The 19,043-nt window shown below is 48.8% G+C and carries 18 protein-coding genes; 16 read left to right on the top strand and 2 right to left on the bottom strand.

The features are described 5' to 3' along the window. Positions 1-76 precede the first annotated feature (76 nt). Genes HCX92_RS05305 through HCX92_RS05315 form a run of 3 tightly spaced genes read left to right on the top strand, consistent with a single transcriptional unit; the run spans position 77 to position 3,293 of the window. Entirely contained in the window at positions 77-1,273 is a 1,197-nt protein-coding gene (locus HCX92_RS05305; protein ID WP_248290000.1) for a CaiB/BaiF CoA-transferase family protein, read from the top strand. Continuing rightward, the gene (locus HCX92_RS05310; protein WP_169293888.1) at positions 1,274-2,278 is read left to right on the top strand and encodes an NADPH:quinone oxidoreductase family protein; all 1,005 of its coding nucleotides are present in this window, start codon (positions 1,274-1,276) and stop codon (positions 2,276-2,278) included. A 25-nt stretch (positions 2,279-2,303) separates the two neighbouring features. Beyond that, a complete protein-coding gene (locus HCX92_RS05315) occupies positions 2,304-3,293 on the top strand; it encodes a tripartite tricarboxylate transporter substrate binding protein (protein ID WP_211182279.1) in 990 nt (329 codons plus the stop codon). 122 nt (positions 3,294-3,415) lie between these two features. Here the strand turns inward: HCX92_RS05315 and HCX92_RS05320 are convergent, their stop codons facing one another. Then, on the bottom strand, positions 3,416-3,634 hold the full coding sequence (locus tag HCX92_RS05320) for a hypothetical protein (protein WP_169293964.1): 219 nt from the start codon (positions 3,632-3,634) through the stop codon (positions 3,416-3,418). Positions 3,635-3,909: 275 nt separating this feature from the next. After that, a complete protein-coding gene (locus tag HCX92_RS05325) occupies positions 3,910-4,353 on the bottom strand; it encodes an H-NS family nucleoid-associated regulatory protein (protein ID WP_169293890.1) in 444 nt (147 codons plus the stop codon). Positions 4,354-4,831: 478 nt separating this feature from the next. Between HCX92_RS05325 and nagB the strand changes: the two genes are divergently transcribed. The 13 genes from nagB to HCX92_RS05390 all read left to right on the top strand — a co-directional run bounded on the left by nagB (position 4,832) and on the right by HCX92_RS05390 (position 19,030). Next, entirely contained in the window at positions 4,832-5,584 is a 753-nt protein-coding gene (nagB, locus tag HCX92_RS05330; RefSeq protein ID WP_169293891.1) for a glucosamine-6-phosphate deaminase, read from the top strand. Positions 5,585-5,658: 74 nt separating this feature from the next. Next, positions 5,659-6,708, top strand: coding sequence for a bile acid:sodium symporter family protein (locus tag HCX92_RS05335; RefSeq protein WP_169293892.1), 1,050 nt, complete (start codon positions 5,659-5,661; stop codon positions 6,706-6,708). Between the two features lie 103 nt (positions 6,709-6,811). Beyond that, positions 6,812-7,558 carry an iron-containing alcohol dehydrogenase gene (locus HCX92_RS05340; RefSeq protein ID WP_256368578.1) on the top strand — a complete coding sequence of 249 codons (747 nt, stop codon included), beginning with the start codon at positions 6,812-6,814 and terminating at the stop codon, positions 7,556-7,558. Between the two features lie 293 nt (positions 7,559-7,851). Continuing rightward, positions 7,852-9,477 (top strand): amidase, encoded by a 1,626-nt coding sequence (locus tag HCX92_RS05345; protein ID WP_169293894.1) that lies wholly within the window; start codon positions 7,852-7,854, stop codon positions 9,475-9,477. Positions 9,478-9,632: 155 nt separating this feature from the next. Next, positions 9,633-10,622: a TRAP transporter substrate-binding protein DctP gene (dctP, locus tag HCX92_RS05350; RefSeq protein WP_169293895.1), complete on the top strand. Its 990-nt coding sequence runs from the start codon at positions 9,633-9,635 to the stop codon at positions 10,620-10,622. Then, complete coding sequence (locus HCX92_RS05355) at positions 10,615-11,241, top strand: TRAP transporter small permease (RefSeq protein ID WP_169293896.1); 627 nt, start codon at positions 10,615-10,617, stop codon at positions 11,239-11,241. The genes dctP and HCX92_RS05355 overlap by 8 nt, the downstream gene beginning before the upstream one ends. Beyond that, complete coding sequence (locus HCX92_RS05360) at positions 11,238-12,509, top strand: TRAP transporter large permease (RefSeq protein ID WP_169293897.1); 1,272 nt, start codon at positions 11,238-11,240, stop codon at positions 12,507-12,509. Before HCX92_RS05355 ends, HCX92_RS05360 begins: the two co-directional genes overlap by 4 nt. Before the next feature lie 49 nt (positions 12,510-12,558). Continuing rightward, positions 12,559-13,332, top strand: coding sequence for a GntR family transcriptional regulator (locus HCX92_RS05365; protein WP_169293898.1), 774 nt, complete (start codon positions 12,559-12,561; stop codon positions 13,330-13,332). Positions 13,333-13,664: 332 nt separating this feature from the next. Beyond that, the gene (locus HCX92_RS05370; RefSeq protein ID WP_169293899.1) at positions 13,665-14,171 is read left to right on the top strand and encodes a MaoC family dehydratase; all 507 of its coding nucleotides are present in this window, start codon (positions 13,665-13,667) and stop codon (positions 14,169-14,171) included. Between the two features lie 103 nt (positions 14,172-14,274). Further along, positions 14,275-15,252 (top strand): tripartite tricarboxylate transporter substrate binding protein, encoded by a 978-nt coding sequence (locus HCX92_RS05375; protein ID WP_169293900.1) that lies wholly within the window; start codon positions 14,275-14,277, stop codon positions 15,250-15,252. Positions 15,253-15,269: 17 nt separating this feature from the next. Further along, a complete protein-coding gene (locus tag HCX92_RS05380) occupies positions 15,270-16,652 on the top strand; it encodes an MmgE/PrpD family protein (RefSeq protein WP_169293901.1) in 1,383 nt (460 codons plus the stop codon). A 15-nt stretch (positions 16,653-16,667) separates the two neighbouring features. Then, positions 16,668-17,834, top strand: coding sequence for an acyl-CoA dehydrogenase family protein (locus tag HCX92_RS05385; RefSeq protein WP_169293902.1), 1,167 nt, complete (start codon positions 16,668-16,670; stop codon positions 17,832-17,834). Beyond that, on the top strand, positions 17,831-19,030 hold the full coding sequence (locus HCX92_RS05390; RefSeq protein ID WP_169293903.1) for a CaiB/BaiF CoA-transferase family protein: 1,200 nt from the start codon (positions 17,831-17,833) through the stop codon (positions 19,028-19,030). The genes HCX92_RS05385 and HCX92_RS05390 overlap by 4 nt, the downstream gene beginning before the upstream one ends. Positions 19,031-19,043: the final 13 nt, after the last annotated feature.

A 19,043-nucleotide genomic window follows, 5' to 3' on the forward strand; every position in this document is an offset into this window, starting at 1 on the left:
ACTGATGAGTAGTTTTAGCGTATTGTCGCATAATTCGCTTTGTCTTAGGATGGAGCTGTTGTGAATGGAAGACGAAATGATGAACGAAAATAACTGCTTTGCCGATTTGAAAGTACTTGATATCAGCCAGGGGGTGGCCGGACCTTACTGCGCCAATATGCTCTGGCAATATGGTGCCGAGGTGATCAAGATTGAACCGCCAGCCGGAGATTGGGGGCGTCATGTGGGCACAACCGTTTTCGGACAAAGTGCGTTGTCTATCAGCTATAACGTGGGCAAACAGAGTGTATGCATTGATGCCAAGCAGGAGGCAGGACGCCAGGCAATTCGAAAAATGGCCGCTGAATGTGATGTGTTCGTGCAAAACTTCAGGCCAGGAATCGTTGAAAAGCTGGGCCTGAGTTACGAGGATCTGAAAATAACAAATCCGGGAATTATTTATATTTCCATCAGTGGTTATGGACCTTCGGGACCTTACGCGTTTGCCCCTGCCACAGACTCCGTCATGCAGGCGGAAACCGGTATTATGTCGGCCAATTATGATCAGGAAGGTAATCCACAAAAAATCGGGATTCTGATGGTGGACGTTTTGTCAGGCATGTTTGCCACCCAGCAGGCTTTGGCGGCGATTTACCGTCGTCAATCTTCCGCAGACGCGCAAGGAGAACATATTCAACTGAATCTGTTTGATGCCTGTGCCGCTTTCCAGCAATCGAACCTGATTGAGCACACCTTGAATCCAGTGAAAATCAAAACGGCAGTCAGTGCTCCCAATGGTGTTTTCGATACACAAAATGGCAAGTTGAATGTCCTGGCTTTGAATAACGATCAATTTGAACGTTTGTGCAAGGCGTTGAGCAGGCAGGACTGGCTGGAAGATACCCGTTTTGTTAATAATACGGAGCGCATGAAACATCGGGCCGTGCTGCACGGTGAGCTGGCCAGGATTCTGGCGGCAAGAACGAATGAAGAATGGCAGGATGTTTTTCGTCAATATGAAGTATTGCACGCCCCCGTGCGCAATTATGATCAGGTCATGCAACACCCGCAGGCCGTATTCAACCAGACGGTGGATTATTTTGAACAGTCTCCCGGGCTGTCGCTTCCCTATGTGTTCATACCCGGTTTGTCACAAAAACCCATATTGAACAAGGCACCGGATATTGGAGAACACACGATTGATGTACTGCAAAAATTCAATTTCAGCCAGGAACAGATTGATGCCTTGATCGCGTCACAGGTTATTCGACAAATCAAGAAGGAAGAAATATAAATGAAAGCATTACATTGCAAAACGTTTGGGGCACCACGAGAGGTGCTTTCTGTTGAAGATGCACCCATGCCGGAAATAACCCGGCCCGATGAAGTTATTGTCAGGGTGCATTACGCCAGTGTCAGTCATGCTACCGGGTTGATGATTGAAGGAAAATATCAGCGCAAACCCCCATTTCCTTTTTCTCCGGGAACCGAAGCAGTCGGGATTGTTGAGCAAAAAGGCAGTGCAGTCACCCATTTATCTGTTGGTCAAAGAGTGGCCTGCATTTGTGATTGGGGCGCCTATGCGGAATATCTGAAATTGCCGGCCTATACGGTTTATCCCATTCCGGATGGGATTGAATATTTGTCAGCCTTGCCCATTCCCATTTCATACGGTACGGCCTATTTGGGTCTGGTACAGCGTTGTCGACTTACACCGGATCAGACCGTTCTTGTTCTGGGGGCGGGCTCTGGTGTGGGGCTGGCCGCCGTTGAAATTGCCTCAAATATGGGGTGTCGGGTCATTGCCTGTGCCAGCACGGCGACAAAGTGTGAGGTGGCGCAAAAGGCGGGTGCCAGTGATACCTTGACAGGTAGTGATCAATTGGCTGTACAGGTCAAGCAGCTTACGGGAGGCAAGGGGGTTGATATTATTTTTGACCCGGTTGGCGGATCGCTTTTTGCTTCAGCGCTCAGGGCAGCCGCACAGAATGCCCAGTTAATCAGTATCGGCTTTGCCAGCGGTCAATTGCCCGAGGTAGCCATGAATATTGTGTTGGTTAAAAACCTGACTCTTCATGGTTTCTTTTTTGGCCAATATACCGGTTGGACACCAGCGGATGAACGCAGCATTCATGCAGGCATGATGTCCAGGGTTATGGCGGTTTTATTTAGATGGGTGAAGGAGAAAAAACTGAATCCGGATGTCCAGAAAGTATTTTCTTTGGATCAGGTGCCTGAAGCGATTGAAACCCTGCACGGTAGAAGTGTGACAGGGAAACTGGCAGTAAAAATAGATTAAAAAAATCAACTAGGAGATGAATATTATGAAACGAACGAATATTAGTAAATTTATTGGCATCGGTTTAGTGACCGCTTGCGGTATTTTCAATATGCAAGCCTTGGCCGCTTCAGACAAATTCCCCGACCATTCCCTGCAGATGGTGGTGGGCTATCCGCCCGGAGGGCCTACGGATATTGTGGCCCGGATTGCCGCTGCTGAAATGTCCAAAGTATTAAAACAATCCATTGTTGTTGATAACCGTTCTGGCGCAAGCGGCATGATTGCTGCGGAGTTTGTCAGTAAAGCCAAACCTGATGGGTATACTTATTTGGCCAATGCGTCTTTGCATGTGATTAATCCCAGTGTGTACCCAAGCATGAAATATGATGCCTTGAATGACTTTACACCCATCACCCAGCTGGTGTCAGTGCCTTTGGTGCTGGTCGTTCCCAAGGATTCTCCATTTAATAGCGTGCAGGATATTATTGATTTTGCGAAAAAGAACCCTGCAAAGCTGAATTTTGGTTCGGCCGGCAATGCCTCTTCCCAGCAATTATCGGGTGAATTATTGAAAATTCTGGCCGAAGTGGATATGCAGCATATTCCCTATCGTGGCAGCTCGCCTGCCCTGACCGATTTAATCGGAAATCAGCTGGATTTCATGTTTGACTCCATGCCTTCGGCCATGCCGTTTATTAAATCCGGGCAATTAAAAGCACTGGCCGTGACGGTAAAAAAACCGGTTGATGCCTTGCCTGGTGTTCCCACTGTGGCGGACTCGGCTAACCTGCCCGAGTTTGATGTGAGTACCTGGTATGGTTTGTGGGCACCCAAGAATACACCTGATGAGGTAGTGCAAACATTGTGGAAAGCAGCCAGCGAAGCGTTGAAAGAACCCAAGGTGATTGAGCAGTATGCACAATTGGGTGCAGAGCCCGTTGCATCTGATCCGGCCACATTCAAAAAATTCAATGAAACCGAATTTGAAAAGTGGGGCAAGATTGTTAAGCTTTCAGGTGCGAAGGCAGACTAGAGAAATTAATAAAAAATTTCTTTCTTGTGGTAAGTGATAAATTTAGCTGTTTTTGAAAAGTAATGCCCTTAGTGAAATGGGCATTACTTTTATATTCGAGAGTGGGAAAAAACCGCTCACTTTCAGTTTTTCAGGGCTTTTTCCAGTAAGGCATTAACCACATCATTAGTGCTGGTGTTTTGTGCAATTGCCTGGGCACGAATTTCTTCTATCAGTGTTTGTTTGATTTTTACCGGGAATGAGACCAAGCCTTGTGCCTGGTCCAGTTTGCGTTGCTCGCGTCGGTCAAGTTGTGCGCCTGAATCGGTGGAAAAACGGTTGGGGATACCTTCCTGTTTCATTTTTCCTACTGTTTTAAGGGCTTTTTGTTTTTCCAAATCAGTTTTTTCATGCAGGTTCTTTGTTGAAGAGTTGTAATAGTAGATGAGTTTTAGCGCATGAATGACGATTTTAAATGAGGCCAGTATGCAAAAAAAGCTGAGCAGATAATATCACCATTTGAAAGTCACAAGGCACTTTTGTTTGAATGGCATATATTAATGGTTTTTATAAAAGACGCCACATGATTACAGTGGCGTCTTTGTTGATGCTGTTAAATAACAGGCATTAACTGGCGTTAATCGTTAATTAACAAATCTTCCAGTTGGTTGTTGGGGTTGGCGGCCAGATAGTTGGCAATAAATGCCGGTCTTTTGCCACGGCCAGACCAGGTTTCTTCCGGATTCTCTTTGCTGCGATATTTGGCTTTAACCGGTTTTGAGATTTTTGCCTGTTTGCCGGTTAAACCTTCAGCAATAATGGCAGGGTCTATACCCAGCGCCTGTGCCATTTTTTTGCCTTCCTGAATATAACGGTTCAGTTCTTCCGTACGGATTTCATTAACACGTTTTTCCAGCAGGTTTTGTACCGCGACGATGTCTGAGGCGGAAGGGAGGTTGGAAACGAGGGCTTCCAGAAACTGGCTGGTTGAAACATTGTGTTTATTGATTAATTCATTAAAAGAACCAATAAGTGCTTTGTGTTCTTCTTTAACGGATTCCAATGCTATAGAGCGAGACATGTTTTTATAGCCTTTAAAATTAACTTATGATAAATAATTGGTTTCTTGTGAATGATTAATAGAAAAACGATTAATCAAGCTAGAAAACTGGACTTAATTATAGATAAGGCAGCATTTATATGCTACTGTTTATTATAAAAATTATTTAAATGGCTGCCTGGGATAGGGTTTTTAAGTTTTTATTTATTAATAACAAAAATTTTCATTAATAAATATGGTTGATGGAACAATCATTAATTGTGAATGCAGTTATTAATTTTAGTGTAAGAGGCGGCCATCCAAAATTGGCAATTCAGTGATTAATGATAAATGAGCCATTCAGGCAAACAAGCAAAGCAAAAGGATGGTTTTGCAACACTTGGGGAGTAAATTTTTAAAAAGCCGAACAAAAACAAAACATGAATCAAAAAATAGGAGGATAATTCCGGTTGTTTATCAGCAGTAAGTACCGTTTTTATTGATCATTACCGGACCGACTATGTTTTATGTTTTCTCCAACCCCCAGGCAATTGCAGAACATGTAAGTGAATTGCTTATTGCACAAATCCAGAAGAAAAATGATTCGGTATTGGGGCTGGCCACAGGCAGTACCATGGAGCCTGTCTATGAAAAATTGTGTGAGCAGGTTGCACGGTTAAATGTGGATGTGTCGGGCTTAACCACCTTCAACCTGGATGAATATATCGGGTTGGGCAGCGATCATCCACAAAGCTATCGTTACTATATGCGGCAGCATTTGTTCAATCGCCTGGCTTTTGCGCAGCATCGCACCTTCCTGCCAGACGGTTTGTGTGCGGATCCGGTAAAACAATGCGAACAATACTCAGGTCAAATCCAGCAGGCGGGCCACATCGACTTGCAATTGCTCGGTATTGGCAATAACGGTCATATCGGCTTTAACGAGCCGGGCACCTCATTTGGCAGCCGCACGCATGTAGTGCCACTTACTGAACAAACCCGAATTGATAACAGTCGTTTTTTTGATTCTTTAGATGAAGTTCCCACCCAGGCGATTACGCTGGGTTTACAGGATATTATGGAATCAAAACAAATTATTCTTATTGCCACAGGCACCAACAAGGCGCAAATCATGGCAGAGCTTTATGAAAGCCCTGTTACCGAGCAGTTGCCGGCTTCGGTGGTCAAGTCTCATCCGAATGCGATGATCTTGCTTGATGAACAGGCGGCGCAATTTTTGCCGGCTGAATTGCGTGATGCGGTGGAGAGCTAAGAAACCAAGGCTTGTATGGGGTAATATGGCTGGCAGTTACACAACGTATTAACCCCTAAACATAAGTGCATCCCATGTTTCAGTCACTGCTTCGTTTTCTTAAAATTGACCGTTTCACTTTTTTGTTGGTGGTAGCTGTTTTGGTTGCCACGGTCTTGCCAGCCTCTGGCCGTGGGATGCCGGTGGCGCAAATGGTGACCAGCCTGGCCATTGCGCTGCTGTTTTTCCTGCATGGGGCTCGTTTGTCACGACAGGCCATCATTGCGGGTGCTACCCATTGGCGCCTGCATTTACTGATTTTTTCTTTTACATTCATTCTCTTTCCCGTGCTTGGCGTGATGTCCAGGCCCATTCTTGAACCCCTGTTTACGCCTGATTTGTACAAAGGAATCCTGTATTTATGCGTGCTGCCTGCAACCGTGCAATCGGCTATTGCCTTTACGTCGGTTGCGCGTGGAAATATTCCTGCTGCCATTTGCAGTGCTTCATCGTCCAGCATTTTGGGTATTTTCATTACGCCCATGCTGGTCAGCTTGCTGATAACCGATGGTGCAGCCACCAGTGATTCGCAGTTGGCCCTTGAGGCCATCTGGGAAATTACCCAACAACTGCTGATTCCGTTTGCCCTGGGGCATTTCAGCCGTCCTTTCACCGCCGGTTTTATAAGCCGTCATGGTTTTCTCATGAAGTTTGTGGATCAGGGTTCGATTCTGCTGGTGGTGTATGTGGCGTTTTCCGCAGCGGTAAATGAAGGCTTGTGGAGCCAGACGCCCCTGGTGGCTTTGTTGTTGCTTGTTCTGGTTAGTGTTGTGTTACTGGTTATTGTGCTGTTGTTGACGGCTTTGATTGGCAAGCTGATGGGGTTTTCTCTTGAAGACCGTATTACCCTGGTCTTTTGTGGATCGAAAAAAAGCCTGGCCAGTGGCTTACCTATGGCGCAGGTCCTGTTTGCTGGACAGGCAGTGGGGGCAATTGTGTTGCCCTTGATGATTTTTCACCAGATTCAGTTAATGGTATGCGCTTTTATTGCCGCCCGGCTGTCCGGGCGCAAGGAAGAGCTTGAATTTCTTGAGGAGGTTGAGGAGGTTGGGGAGGGCGCTGTTGTTTCATCGGCGGTGAAATAACGGGCTGTTTTTTTCTCTGGCTTCTGGCTCCTAAGCTGGAGTGAACTGACCCCAAAAAGTTGAATAGGTGTCCAACTTTTTGGGGTCAGTTCACATTCCCGTGATGGCCATACCGGTGACCTATGCAGGTTCGGAAATGACACAGATTTATGGCCTGACCGAAGCGGGTATCAAGACAACCGGGAAATCACCCGCCGTATTGCCCAAAGTGGTGATTTATGACCCTCTGCTAAGTCTTGATTTGCCGCTGGATTTGACGGTGGTGAGTGGGATCAATGCAATCGCACATGCGGTTGAAGGCTTGTATGCCCATGATCGCAGCCCAATTACCGAGTCATTCGCCATTCAGGGTGTAGTGGCCTTAATGAAGGCGATTCCGATTATTGAACAGTGTCTGTCAGAGGGAACCGTTTCCACCAAGGCTTATGTGGATGCGCGTTCCCAGGCCTTATATGGAGCCTGGATGTGTGGCGCGGTGTTGGGCAGTACCAGTATGGGGCTGCACCATAAATTATGTCATGTGCTGGGCGGCAGTTTCAACTTGCCGCATGCCCGGTTGCATACCGTCATATTGCCACATGCGATTGCCTATAATCAATTTGCGGCTTTTGGCCAGTTGCAAAAACTGAACGAGGCGTTGGGCGTGACGGATCTTGCGCAAACCATCCATGCGTTTTCGGCAAGGCATGGTGCAAGTGTTTCCTTGCGAGAACTGGGCATGCAGGAACAAGACCTGGATGTGGCCTGTGAACTGGCATTGCAAAAAGAATATCCAAATCCCAGGAAGATTGAAAAGAACGCATTGCGGCAATTGCTTCAGAATGCTTACGAGGGCGTGCTTCCTGCATAAAGGAGAATTCTGGTTCTTCTGGACTTTCTCTGGCTCCCCCCCCGCTCCTGCGTTTTTTTCTCTGGCTCCCACGCTCCCGCGTGGGAGCCGTTTTTGGTTTGTGTTGCTGGTTGGTGGGGGGGAGGCGTTACCACGCGGGAGCGTGGGAACGAGTACTACTTTCACACCGATATTATTTGCCAGTCTACAGGTAATCCCGTAGAAAATTTCATTTGACCAGTTGCTTGAATTGTTGATAAAGTGACAATGTCCGTACAAACTAATTTAAGAACTTATCGGAGGCACTGGATCAAATGGACAGAAGTATCGAGTTGGGTAAGGAGGCACAAAAAACGGATTTGATCAATGCAGATGTGCTTCTGCAATATTGTGCAAATAATGGTTTTTCAGCACCGGTGGCCGATATCCAGGATATCCGTCAAGCTGCATCAGCATTATCCTTGGCTGTTTCCAAAGCCAGTGCCGAATTGGGGATGGATGAAATTGCCGTGCCGTTTCAGGAAGTGTTGCTGAAGTATGCAGCAGAACCCCTGAGCAAGGTGACTCAAAGATCAAGACATGAGCCGCAATTTCCTGAGGGGGTTGCAGGCAGCGAGCAGTGGGTCAGACACTCCCTGGAAAAAATTGCCAATGTGGCACCCGGCAAGTTGGCCTGGCATGATATTTATGCCGATGAGGCCTTGCAGGATGCCATCAGGGCAGATAAGGAAACATCCGAAGGCAAATCGGCCAGTGCGTTGCACGGCATTCCTGTTGGCGTCAAAGACATGTTTGATCAGACAGGAAAACGGGCTGGCTGGGGCGGTACCCTAAGACAGTCAGAGGCCGTGGCCACGCAAGAGGCCACCATGATTACCCGCCTGAAGCAGGCCGGTGCCCTTATTCTGGGTACCCAGCATATGGCTGAATTTGCCATGTCGCCGACCGGCCTGAATGCAACTTACGGACCCGGTCAAAACCCCTGGAACACTGCCCATGTCAGTGGCGGAAGCTCCAGCGGAGCCGGTATGTCGGTGGGGGCAGGGCATGTGCCCTTGGCCTTGGGTTCTGATACGGGCGGATCAGTTCGTTTGCCGGCCGCCTTGTGTGGCGTGGTGGGTTTGAAAGCCACCCAGTACAGAACCAGCCTGCATGGTGTGATGCCATTGTCTCCCAATCTTGATGGTGTGGGTCCTCTGGCGCAAACGGTCCGGCTGGTGGGGGAGGCCTATGCAGCCATTGCCGGCCCGGACGGAGTTGATTTGTCTTGCCTGCCGGTCAAGCCAAACTTGCCTGACTGGGATACGCCCAATACCAACATGACCATCGCTTATCCGGTTCTTGAGGCTGGCAGCCTGTTAACTGAGGAAATGCTCAATGCCTTCAAGGCAACCCTGGCGACTTTCAAGGAAATGGGTTTTACGCTTGTTAAAACAAAACTGCCCGATCTGGACCTGCTGGGTCAACTGGCCTCGGTCATGCTCGCGGCAGAATCTGCCGCGGTTCACCGGCACTGGCTGATGACCCAGCCCGAGAAATACGGCCGTCAGGTAAGACGCCGTCTGTCACGCGGGTTCTTTGTTTCCGGCATGGATTATTACGATGTATTGCGTTTGCGTCCAGTATTCCTCAAGCGTTTTCTTGAAGAGTCCATGCCAGGCGCGGATGCGTTTTTATTGCCAACCACACCGGGTGAAGCGCCCAAAATCACAGATACGATTGGTTCAGATGAGACTATCCTTGAGAAAAGGTTTTCAGCCTTGTCGTACTGGACCAGAGGGATCAACTATCTGGGTGTGCCCGGCATCAGTTTCCCGGCAGGGAGGGGCGCGCAGGGCTTGCCTCTGGGCGTTCAATTAATTGGTCGTCCTTTGGGTGAAGACAGGATTCTGTCTATGGCCCATCAGTTTGAAATGCAGACAGGCTGGCCAAAGAAATAGCAGTACAAAAACAAAGCGGTACAGAAAGAAAAACAGTAAAGGAGGCCAAAACCGGATAAGCCGGAGTGCTGAACCGGTTTTGGAAAATTCAAGTCTTGCCTCGGCAACATCAACATTAACATCAACATCAATATTAATACTTCAGGAGACATTTAATGAAAGCGATTCAATTTACCGGACTGCTTGCCACCCTTTTGGCTGTTAACGCACACGCGGCAACAGAAATGATCATTACGGGTGAAATTCCCATTACCACCAACCCCAGCCCTTCCATCATGAAATTCATTGAAGAAGTGGAAAAACGAACCAATGGGGAGGTCAAGGGCAAGTATTTTCCTGCTTCACAACTGTATAACGATATTAACGGGATTGCCGCCATTGGTACCGGGTCGGTCCATATGGTCTGGCCGGTGACTTCGCGTCTGGAAGCGCTTGATCCCCGTATCGGCATTGTCAGCCTGCCATTTTCATTAACCACCCAGGAAATGACCAATAACTGTTTTGTTGAAGGACTGACCAAACAGGTTAACTCCTACATCGAGCCCAAGGGTGTGACGGTTTTAGGCTTTTTGCGTACCGCTGATTTGATGTTTTTAATGAAAGACAAGGATATCCAGAAACAGGAAGATGTTTCAGGCTTGAAGATCAGGGTGATTGGTGGACAGATCATGCTGGACCCGATGAAGTCGATAGGGGCAAGTCCGGTTTCCATGGCGGCTTCCGAAATGTCAGCGGCGTTGTCACAAGGTGCGATTGACGGGGTATTAAGCTCTCCGGCCGGATGGGCGGATGTGCTGGGCAGCACTGCCAAATTTGGTACTTCGGTGCCTGGCATGGCGCTTACCACCTCTGCCGTGGTGACCGATAAGGCCTGGCTGGACAGCTTGCCCAAAGAGCACAGTGACGTGATCAGAACGGTTCTTCAGGAAATCATTGTTGATCAGTGGAAGAGCTCTATTGTGAAAGATGAGGAGCTGATTCAGAAAATGGTTCAGCAAGGGGCGACATACCGTGAAATGGACCCGGCTGAAGTTGAAAAGCTGAAAGCCAGCTTTACCCGTGCCAACCAGAAGTTCGTGGAAAAAAATGCCAAGGCTGTCGAGGAGCTGGCCCAGGTGAAAAAGGAGTGCAAACTAAATGGATAACATTCTGGCTAAATCTGATGTTTTTATCGGCGAGCAAAAAATGATCAGGAAGCAGGCGGAAAAAAAATCCATTTCACACTTGAATGTCCTGGGCAAAATCATCTGGTCGGTGGCCACGCTGTTTTTATTGCTCTCTACATCCATCATGATTGTGGAAGGACTTAGCCGGTTTTTCTTCAACGTGAGTTATTTCTGGGCTGAAGAATTGGTGCGATTCCTGATGGTATGGGCGTTTTTCCTGACATTGGGCATTGCAGGCTTCCGGTTTTACCATATCCGTACTGAGCTGCTGGTGCAGCGACTTTCTGCAGGAGTGCAGAAAGTGACCTGGTTGCTTGCCGGTGTGGCCGGAATGACTTTTGCCGGCATTCTGTTTTACTCCTCAATTTTTCAGGTAATGCGTCTGCATAAGATGGGGATGGTTTCAGAGTCCAATCTGGAAATTCCTTTATGGATTGTTTCCCTGGCGGTTCCGGTCGGTGCCCTGGCGTTGTTCATGTATTACTTCATGGTGGCTGTCTATGCATTGAAAGGGATTGATCCTTTTGTTTCGGATGAACCAGAGGAAGGGATTGATGAGAACGTGCTGAATGCGGTTTCCAAAGGAGCACAATTATGACTTTGTTCGTCGCGCTTGCCGGTTTGCTGGGTATGCTGGCGCTGGGCTTTCATATTGCTGTCACGATGGGGCTGGTATCCAGTGCGCTGGTGCTGTCCATGCCCAGTGTGCCGGTGACTGTTATTGCCCAAACCGCTTTCCAATCCATCAACAGTTATCCCCTGATGGCGATTCCCATGTTTATCCTGATGGGTAATGTCATGACCCGGGGCAATATTGTGGGTGTTCTGATTGAGCTGATCGGCAGTATCGTCCGCTGTATTCGTGGCGGGCTGGCGATTACGGTGATGCTGTCGTGCATATTCTTTGCCGCGGTTTCAGGCTCCAGTGTGGGCTCTGCCGCTGCCATTGGTTCGGCAACCATCGAGGGCCTGAAGCGGGAAAAATATCCGGTAAAATTTTCTGCGGCATTGGTGGCCGTAGGCAGCACACTGGGCCTGATGATTCCGCCTTCCCTGGGGTTCATTTTGATTGGCTCGATTGTGGGTATTCCGGTAGACAAGCTGTTTATTGCCGGCATCGTTCCTGGCCTGATGGAAGCAACCATGCTACTGCTGACCACCATTTTTGTCGTTAGAAAAAACGGTTACGGTGAAGTGGCCTCAAAAGCCGATCTTAAGGGGTTTGTGCGGAGTACGCCCAAAGCGGCCGGTGCCATTACAATGCCCGTGCTGGTCTTGGGTAGTATTTACCTGGGTATTTTTACACCGACCGAGGTGTCTGCCGTTGCTGCGGGTTATGCCATTGTCCTGTGTGTGTTTGTGTACCAGACCCTGAAGTGGAAAGACATCTGGAGCATTTCCAAAGATTCCCTGCTGCAGGCAACCATGATTTTTGCGGTTGTGTTGGGAGGCAGCCTGATTGGCTTTATCCTGGCCAGGATGGGGGCAACCGCGCAGCTGATTGGTTTTATGGAACGGCTGGATATGGAGCCCTGGCAGTTTCTGCTCCTGGCCAATGCCGTGCTGCTGGTGCTGGGTATGTTTCTGGATGGGGTGGCCATGATTGTATTGACGGCACCCTTGCTGTTTCCCATGGCAACGCATTTGGGAATTGACCCTATTCATTTTGCGGTTATTATGGTGGCCAACGTTGAAATAGCCACATTGACACCACCGATTGGCCTGAATTTGTTTGTCATGAGCGGTATTGCCAAGATTCCGGTTGAGTCGGTGGCAAAAGGGGTAATGCCCTATTACTTGACCAGGGTTGCTGCTCTGGGCCTGATTACCTTTGTGCCGGCAATTTCCTTAATCCTGCTTAAGTAACTTAATGTAAGTTTATAATGCGTACAACGCTTACCAAGACTGCAAAAATATGTATACAAATCATGAAATAGATAGAGATGCTTTTATCAGAGGCAATCAGCCACGGTATGTTCAATTGGCCAACACGCTCATCAATGAAATCACCGATGGCAAATATCAAATTGGTGATTTACTGCCTACCGAGCAGGATATGTGTGTGCAATTTGGTGTCAGTCGTTTTACGGTAAGGGAAGCCCTGAAAAAACTGGTGCAATCCGGGCTGGTTACCCGTCAGCCCGGCGTTGGCTCAAAAGTCATCTCAACCCAGATGACAACGGCCTATAGCCAGAATATCATGGATATTTCCGACTTTTATCGTTATGCCACCGATACTTCGCTGGTTATCCAAAGCAGCGAAATCATTACGATTACGGCTGAGCAGGCCGATATGCTAGAGGGTTCGGCCGGTGAAACCTGGTTGTTTTTAATTGGAAACCGTTTCTCGGAAAAAAACGAACTGCCCATCAGCTATACCGAAATCTGGATCAATCCGGCGTTTCGCGCCATTAAGGGGATTATGGGTAAACGCAGTGAGGCCATTCATTCGGAAATTGAAAAGCAGTTTGGAGAAACCGTGGTTAAAGTCGAGCAAACCATTACGGCAACTTCGCTGACTAAAAAACAGGCCAATGCCTTACAGGTTAAAAGCGGCAGTCCAAGCCTGTGTATTGCCCGCAAATACCGCAATCGCAAGGGTGAACTGATCGAACTGTCCATCAGCCATCATCCCGAGACCCGGTTCAGTTATAACTCGGTCTTTGTGAAAAACAATATTCCAGCATAGTATCTGTATTAAAAGCCTCTGGCAGGACTGGTTTATCAGGTTGATGCCAGCCCGGCTTTATTTCAGACCTCAAATTTCTGTCCCATGCCAAGCATTTGCCGGCCGTTGAAACGGCTGGCATGACGGTTGTCTTCAGCGTTCCTCCCATTGTAAATCCCGTTCATCACAACACCGTGCCGCACCCGGGTGGACGGTATTTTATTTTCCGGATATTGCCCTATTTTTTGCTTGACAGTCTCTCAATTACTATTTATCATTTTCTTTAATTTGTACGGACAAACGAACAAATGGGCGTACAAATAGACAAACAAGTAAATACAAGGAGATAGAAAATGTTATTCCCTCAAAAAGTGGGTGAAAACCGTTACCGTGCCCGTTACGGCCGTTACTTCGAAGAGTTCAATATTGGCGATATTTATGAGCACCGTCCTGGCCGAACTATTACCGATGCGGATAACATTCAGTTTTCATTAATGACCATGAATTACCATCCCATGCACTGCGACAAGGCGCATGCGGAAAAAAGTGAATTTGGCAAACTGCTGGTCAATAGCGGGCTGACACTGGCTGTTGTGCTGGGTATGACCGTAAATGATGTCAGTGGCCAGGCGATTGCCAACCTGGGCTGGAAAGACATTGCGTTGACCAACCCGGTTTTTGCGGGTGATACCTTGTATGCCGAGTCTGAAGTGCTGGACAAGCGCGAATCCAAATCACGGCCAACGCAAGGTATTGTGACCGTCAGGACCAAAGCCTTCAACCAAAGGGATGAGCAGATCATGGTGTTTGAGCGTACCTTCCTGGTGGCTAAAGAAGGTTATGGCGTTGGTGATAAATAAACAGCGTAAAAATAAACTGCGTAAAAAAATATAAAACACCAACATTAATTGCCGCTAAAAGCGATTAATTATTAAACATATAAATAATTTAAGGAGTGGTAGAGTGAGACATATTATTCGCAGACACATCATAAGTGCCTGCACATTGGGGATACTGGCTTTCTCATTTTGTGCACAGGCGGCTTATCCGGAAAAACCCATCAGAATCGTAGTGGGTTTTCCTCCGGGACAGGCAACGGACATTATTGCGCGTCTGGCCGCCAAGAAACTGGAAGAAGGTCTTAATCAGCCGGTTATTGTTGAAAACAAACCGGGTGCAGCTGGCATTATTGGCACCATGGATGTGGTAAGGGCCAAGCCAGACGGTTATACCCTGCTGGTCGGTTCAAGCGGCACGCTTTCCATTAATCCCAGCCTGTATGGCGATTTGGCCTATGACCCCCTGAAAGACTTGAGCCCAATTGCCGAGCTTTCTGAAGTGCCGCTGTTTCTGGCGGTGAATGCCAACGTACCCGTGAATAACGCCAAAGAATTTGTTGAAATGGTGAAAGCCGATCCCACAAAATACAACTATGGCTCTGCAGGCAGTGGTGTGACCAGCCATTTGGCCATGGAGCTTCTGAAGCATGATCTTGGCCTGGAAATGGATCATATTCCCTACAAGGGAAGTCCGGCTGCCGTGACGGACCTGGTCGGTGGCAGGGTGACAGCCATGGTGGATACCGGGCCCGCACTGATTCCGATGGCCCAGAAAGGACATATCAAATTATTGGCCGTGTTAAGTGACAAGCGGGTGCCCGCACAGCCTGACGTACCCACATTGAAGGAAGCTGGCTTGGGTGATGTGCTGGCAACGGCCTGGGTTGGATTGGCCGCGCCCAAAGGCACCCCTGACGAGGTGCTCCAAACGCTGCACCAGTCACTGCAAAAAAACTGGCAAAGTGAAGATGTGGATAAAGTCCTGAATGGTCTTGGGTCGCTGTCTGTCCTGAACAGTCCAGAGGAATTCACCCGTTATATCGAATCTGAAATCAAAAAGTGGAAAGTTGCCGTGGAAGTGTCCGGCGCTAAAGTCAATTAAATAAAGGTGTAGAGACAATGAATCAAACCATTTCCTCGCTCATCAGCGATAAAATTTCAAGCATCAACTTTAATGCCATTCCTGAACAGGTCAGGGAAAGGGCAAAATATCTGATCATGGATGCCTTGGGCATTGCCTACGCGTCCACCCAGTATGACTTTGCTGAAAAAACCCTGGCAGGCATCCTGGCCATTTCTGAACCCACGCCCAATGGCGTACCGGTGATTGGCATGAATGTGTCTTTGCCTGCCCGTGATGCGGCGATTGTGAATGGTTTGCTGATTCATGGACTGGATTATGATGATACACACCCTAAAGGCGTGATTCATGCAACGGCACCAGTGCTGGCTGCCGTCCTGTCCCAGTCGCACCGCCTGCAAAAATCGGGTGAAGACTTGTTGACCGCTTATATTGTGGGTATTGAAGTGGCCACCCGTTTGGGGGCGGCTGCCAAGGGTAGTTTCCATCAAGTGGGTTTTCATCCAACCGGTTTGATTGGCGCGTTTGGGGCGACCCTGGCCGCTGCATGGCTGGATAAGCTGGATGCAGGTCAAATGACCCATGCCCAGGGTATTACCCTGTCACTGGCTTCGGGCAGCCTTGAGTTCCTGCAGGATGGCGCGTGGACCAAGCGTATTCATCCAGGCTGGGCGGCCAATGCCGCCATTACCTCGGCCTCTTTGGCCAAGCACGGTTTCCTGGGTCCCAGGGAAACGTATGAAGGGCGTTTTGGTTTATACGCCAGCCACCTGGGCGCCGACTTCAAACTGGAAGGTCTGGAAGAAAGCATCAGCACGATTGGTCAGGAATGGGAGCTGATGAATATTGCGGTTAAACCGATTCCGGCCTGCCACTTCACGCATGCATGTACCGATGCAGCTGCGATTATTGCCAAACAGTTCAATCTTGAAGATATTCTCAAGATTGAAGCCAAAGTGCCAGCGGGTGTCATGAAAACCGTTTGCGAACCTGCTGAAAACAAGCAAAAACCGGCCAATTCCTATGAAGCCCAGTTCAGTATTCCTTACTCTGTTGCCACCGGTTTGCGGTTTGGCCGCTTCTCTTTGGATGCCCTGGATGAGAAAGCTTATACCGACCCCGAAACCCTGGCGCTGGCAGCCAAAGTTATTAGCGTGCCCGATCCCGATGCCGACTTCCCCAGATATTATTCGGGCGAAGTCGTGGTGACACTGAACGACGGCAAGGTCATTTCCCATCGTGAGGCCATCAACCGTGGCGCCGATGTCCGCCCGATTACCAATGGCGAGGTGGAGGCCAAATACGTGGAAAACACCGGTAATCTGCTGGATGCCGGAAAAATTGCACAAATTTCTTCAGCCCTTAAAGGTCTTGAGAATCAAAGTGCCAGCCAATTGATGAATTTATTAAGTACCAAATAAGCAAGTGAGAATAAGATGAGTAAAGATAGCAATAACTACGATGTTGAACAGGAAACGCTGATTCTGGATATGCTGGATAAATTTCTGGCCTCTGAGGTTGCCCCGCATGTGCACCAGCTGGAGCATGATGATATTTATCCGGAAGAAATTGTTGAGAAAATGAAAGAGATGGGGCTGTTTGGCTGCATCATTGACCAGGAATATGGTGGCCTGGGTTTGTCGACCCAGACCTACGCCAAGATCATTGAGCGAATGTCCAAGGTGTGGATGTCCATTTCAGGCATTATCAACTCGCACCTGATCATGGCCATGGCCGTGCAGAAAAACGGGACCGAAGAACAAAAGCGTAAATACCTGCCGCGCTTTGCCACCGGTGAGTTGCGTGGGGGTGTTGGCTTGACCGAGCCGGATTGCGGTACCGATTTGCAGGCCATTCGTACGGTTGCACGCAAACAGGGCAATAAATATATTATTAACGGTTCAAAAATGTGGATCACCAACAGCATGTATGGCAACTGCCTGGCATTGCTGGTTAAAACCGATCCGGATGCCACCCCAAGGCATAAAGGCATGAGCCTTTTCATTGCCGAGAAGGGCAAAGGCTTTATTGTTAACCGGAAACTGCCCAAACTGGGCTACAAGGGTATTGATACCTGTTCGCTGAATTTTGACGACTATGAAGTGGATGAGTCATGCCTGATTGGCGGTGTGGAGGGTAAGGGATTGCAGTATGTCCTGAACGGGCTGGAGCTGGGTCGCATTAACGTGGCTGCCCGTGGATTGGGCGTGGCACAGGCGGCACTGGAAGAAGCGTTGCAGTATTCACAAATTCGTAAAACATTCGGCAAGCCCATTTGTGAGCACCAGGCTATCCAGCTGAAGCTGGGCGAGATGGCCACACGTACCGAAGCCGCCCGTTTGCTGGTGTATGCCGCTGCCGCCGCTTATGACCGTGGCGAACGCTGTGATGCCGAAGCCGGAATGGCCAAGTACTTTGCCACCGAGGCCGGCATGGAGAACTCGCTGGAAGCCATGCGTATTTTTGGCGGTTACGGTTATTCCAAAGAATATAACGTTGAGCGCCTGTATCGGGATGCGCCTTTGTTGCTGATTGGTGAAGGCACCAATGAAATGCAGCGCATTATTATCGCCAAACAAATGATAGAGAGAAACAAGGTATGAACCAGAACGCATTAAACAGTTTGCCCCTGAAGGGCGTGCGCATTATTGCGGTCGAGCAATACGGGGCAGGTCCATTCGGTACCCAGCACTTGGCGGATCTGGGCGCCGAAGTCATCAAGATCGAAAACCAGGCGGATGGCGGTGATGTTGGCCGTCATGTCGGCCCCTATTATTTTGGGGAAAATGACAGCCATTTTTATCAGGCCTTCAACCGGAACAAAAAAAGCATTACGCTTAATTTGAAGTCTGAACAAGGTAAGGAAATTTTTCATCGTTTGCTGAAAAATGCCGATATCGTGTTCAATAACCTGCGTGGTGATTTGCCCGAAAAACTGGGTCTCACCTACGAAGACCTGAAACAATACAATGAAAAAATCGTGTGTGCACACTTGTCCGCATACGGACGTGAGGGTTCCAGGAAATCCTGGCCTGGCTACGATTATCTGATGCAGGCCGAGGCGGGCTATCTGTCCCTGACCGGAGAGCCAGACGGGCCGCCCAGCCGCATGGGCCTGTCTATTATTGACCTGATGACGGGCACAACCGCTGCCATGGGTATGCTGGCAGGTTTGGTGGGTGCCCGTGCAACCGGCATAGGGCGTGATGTTGATGTCAGCCTGTATGATGTCGCCATTCATAACCTTGCCTATGTGGGTGTCTGGTACCTGAATGAGGGATTCTCCCTGAAACGTGAACCTTTCTCAAGCCATCCGTCCTTAACACCTAGCCAGTTGTACCGGACACAGGATGGCTGGGTGTTCCTGATGTGTAACAAGGAAAAGTTCTGGGGTACGCTTTGCATGGCCATTGAGCGTCCCGAGTGGATTAACCGCCCCGAGTACCAGCGTTTTCCGGATCGTCTTGAAAACAGGGATAGGCTGAAAGAAGAACTGGAGTCGGTTCTGGCGACACGTAGCACCGAAGAATGGATGAAGGCATTTGCCGGTAAAGTCCCTGCCGCCCCCGTTTACGATGTGGCTCAGGCGCTGGATAATGACTTCATTCAGGAGCAGGAACGCATTATCGAATTTGAACATGCCGGCAGGAATGTACGCACGATTGCATCTCCTGTCCGGGTGGGGGTACATCCTGCCCAAGCGGCACCGGCCATGGGAGAGCATAATCATGAGCTGCTGGGCGAGGTGGGCTATAGTGAAGAGGAAATCCGGTCGTTTAAAGACGAACATGTGATTTAGGCAGGAACAGGAG

Source organism: Advenella sp. EE-W14, assembly GCF_012923605.1.
GTDB classification, from domain to species: domain Bacteria; phylum Pseudomonadota; class Gammaproteobacteria; order Burkholderiales; family Burkholderiaceae_B; genus Advenella; species Advenella alkanexedens.

What these genes read in the sequence shown, in the direction of transcription:
- HCX92_RS05305 (WP_248290000.1), top strand. Translation starts at nt 77, where the DNA reads ATGATGAACGAAAATAACTGCTTTGCCGATTTGAAAGTACTTGATATC.
- HCX92_RS05310 (WP_169293888.1), top strand. Translation starts at nt 1,274, where the DNA reads ATGAAAGCATTACATTGCAAAACGTTTGGGGCACCACGAGAGGTGCTT.
- HCX92_RS05315 (WP_211182279.1), top strand. Translation starts at nt 2,304, where the DNA reads ATGAAACGAACGAATATTAGTAAATTTATTGGCATCGGTTTAGTGACC.
- HCX92_RS05320 (WP_169293964.1), bottom strand. Translation starts at nt 3,634, where the DNA reads ATGAAACAGGAAGGTATCCCCAACCGTTTTTCCACCGATTCAGGCGCA.
- HCX92_RS05325 (WP_169293890.1), bottom strand. Translation starts at nt 4,353, where the DNA reads ATGTCTCGCTCTATAGCATTGGAATCCGTTAAAGAAGAACACAAAGCA.
- nagB (WP_169293891.1), top strand. Translation starts at nt 4,832, where the DNA reads ATGTTTTATGTTTTCTCCAACCCCCAGGCAATTGCAGAACATGTAAGT.
- HCX92_RS05335 (WP_169293892.1), top strand. Translation starts at nt 5,659, where the DNA reads ATGTTTCAGTCACTGCTTCGTTTTCTTAAAATTGACCGTTTCACTTTT.
- HCX92_RS05340 (WP_256368578.1), top strand. Translation starts at nt 6,812, where the DNA reads ATGGCCATACCGGTGACCTATGCAGGTTCGGAAATGACACAGATTTAT.
- HCX92_RS05345 (WP_169293894.1), top strand. Translation starts at nt 7,852, where the DNA reads ATGGACAGAAGTATCGAGTTGGGTAAGGAGGCACAAAAAACGGATTTG.
- dctP (WP_169293895.1), top strand. Translation starts at nt 9,633, where the DNA reads ATGAAAGCGATTCAATTTACCGGACTGCTTGCCACCCTTTTGGCTGTT.
- HCX92_RS05355 (WP_169293896.1), top strand. Translation starts at nt 10,615, where the DNA reads ATGGATAACATTCTGGCTAAATCTGATGTTTTTATCGGCGAGCAAAAA.
- HCX92_RS05360 (WP_169293897.1), top strand. Translation starts at nt 11,238, where the DNA reads ATGACTTTGTTCGTCGCGCTTGCCGGTTTGCTGGGTATGCTGGCGCTG.
- HCX92_RS05365 (WP_169293898.1), top strand. Translation starts at nt 12,559, where the DNA reads ATGTATACAAATCATGAAATAGATAGAGATGCTTTTATCAGAGGCAAT.
- HCX92_RS05370 (WP_169293899.1), top strand. Translation starts at nt 13,665, where the DNA reads ATGTTATTCCCTCAAAAAGTGGGTGAAAACCGTTACCGTGCCCGTTAC.
- HCX92_RS05380 (WP_169293901.1), top strand. Translation starts at nt 15,270, where the DNA reads ATGAATCAAACCATTTCCTCGCTCATCAGCGATAAAATTTCAAGCATC.
- HCX92_RS05385 (WP_169293902.1), top strand. Translation starts at nt 16,668, where the DNA reads ATGAGTAAAGATAGCAATAACTACGATGTTGAACAGGAAACGCTGATT.
- HCX92_RS05390 (WP_169293903.1), top strand. Translation starts at nt 17,831, where the DNA reads ATGAACCAGAACGCATTAAACAGTTTGCCCCTGAAGGGCGTGCGCATT.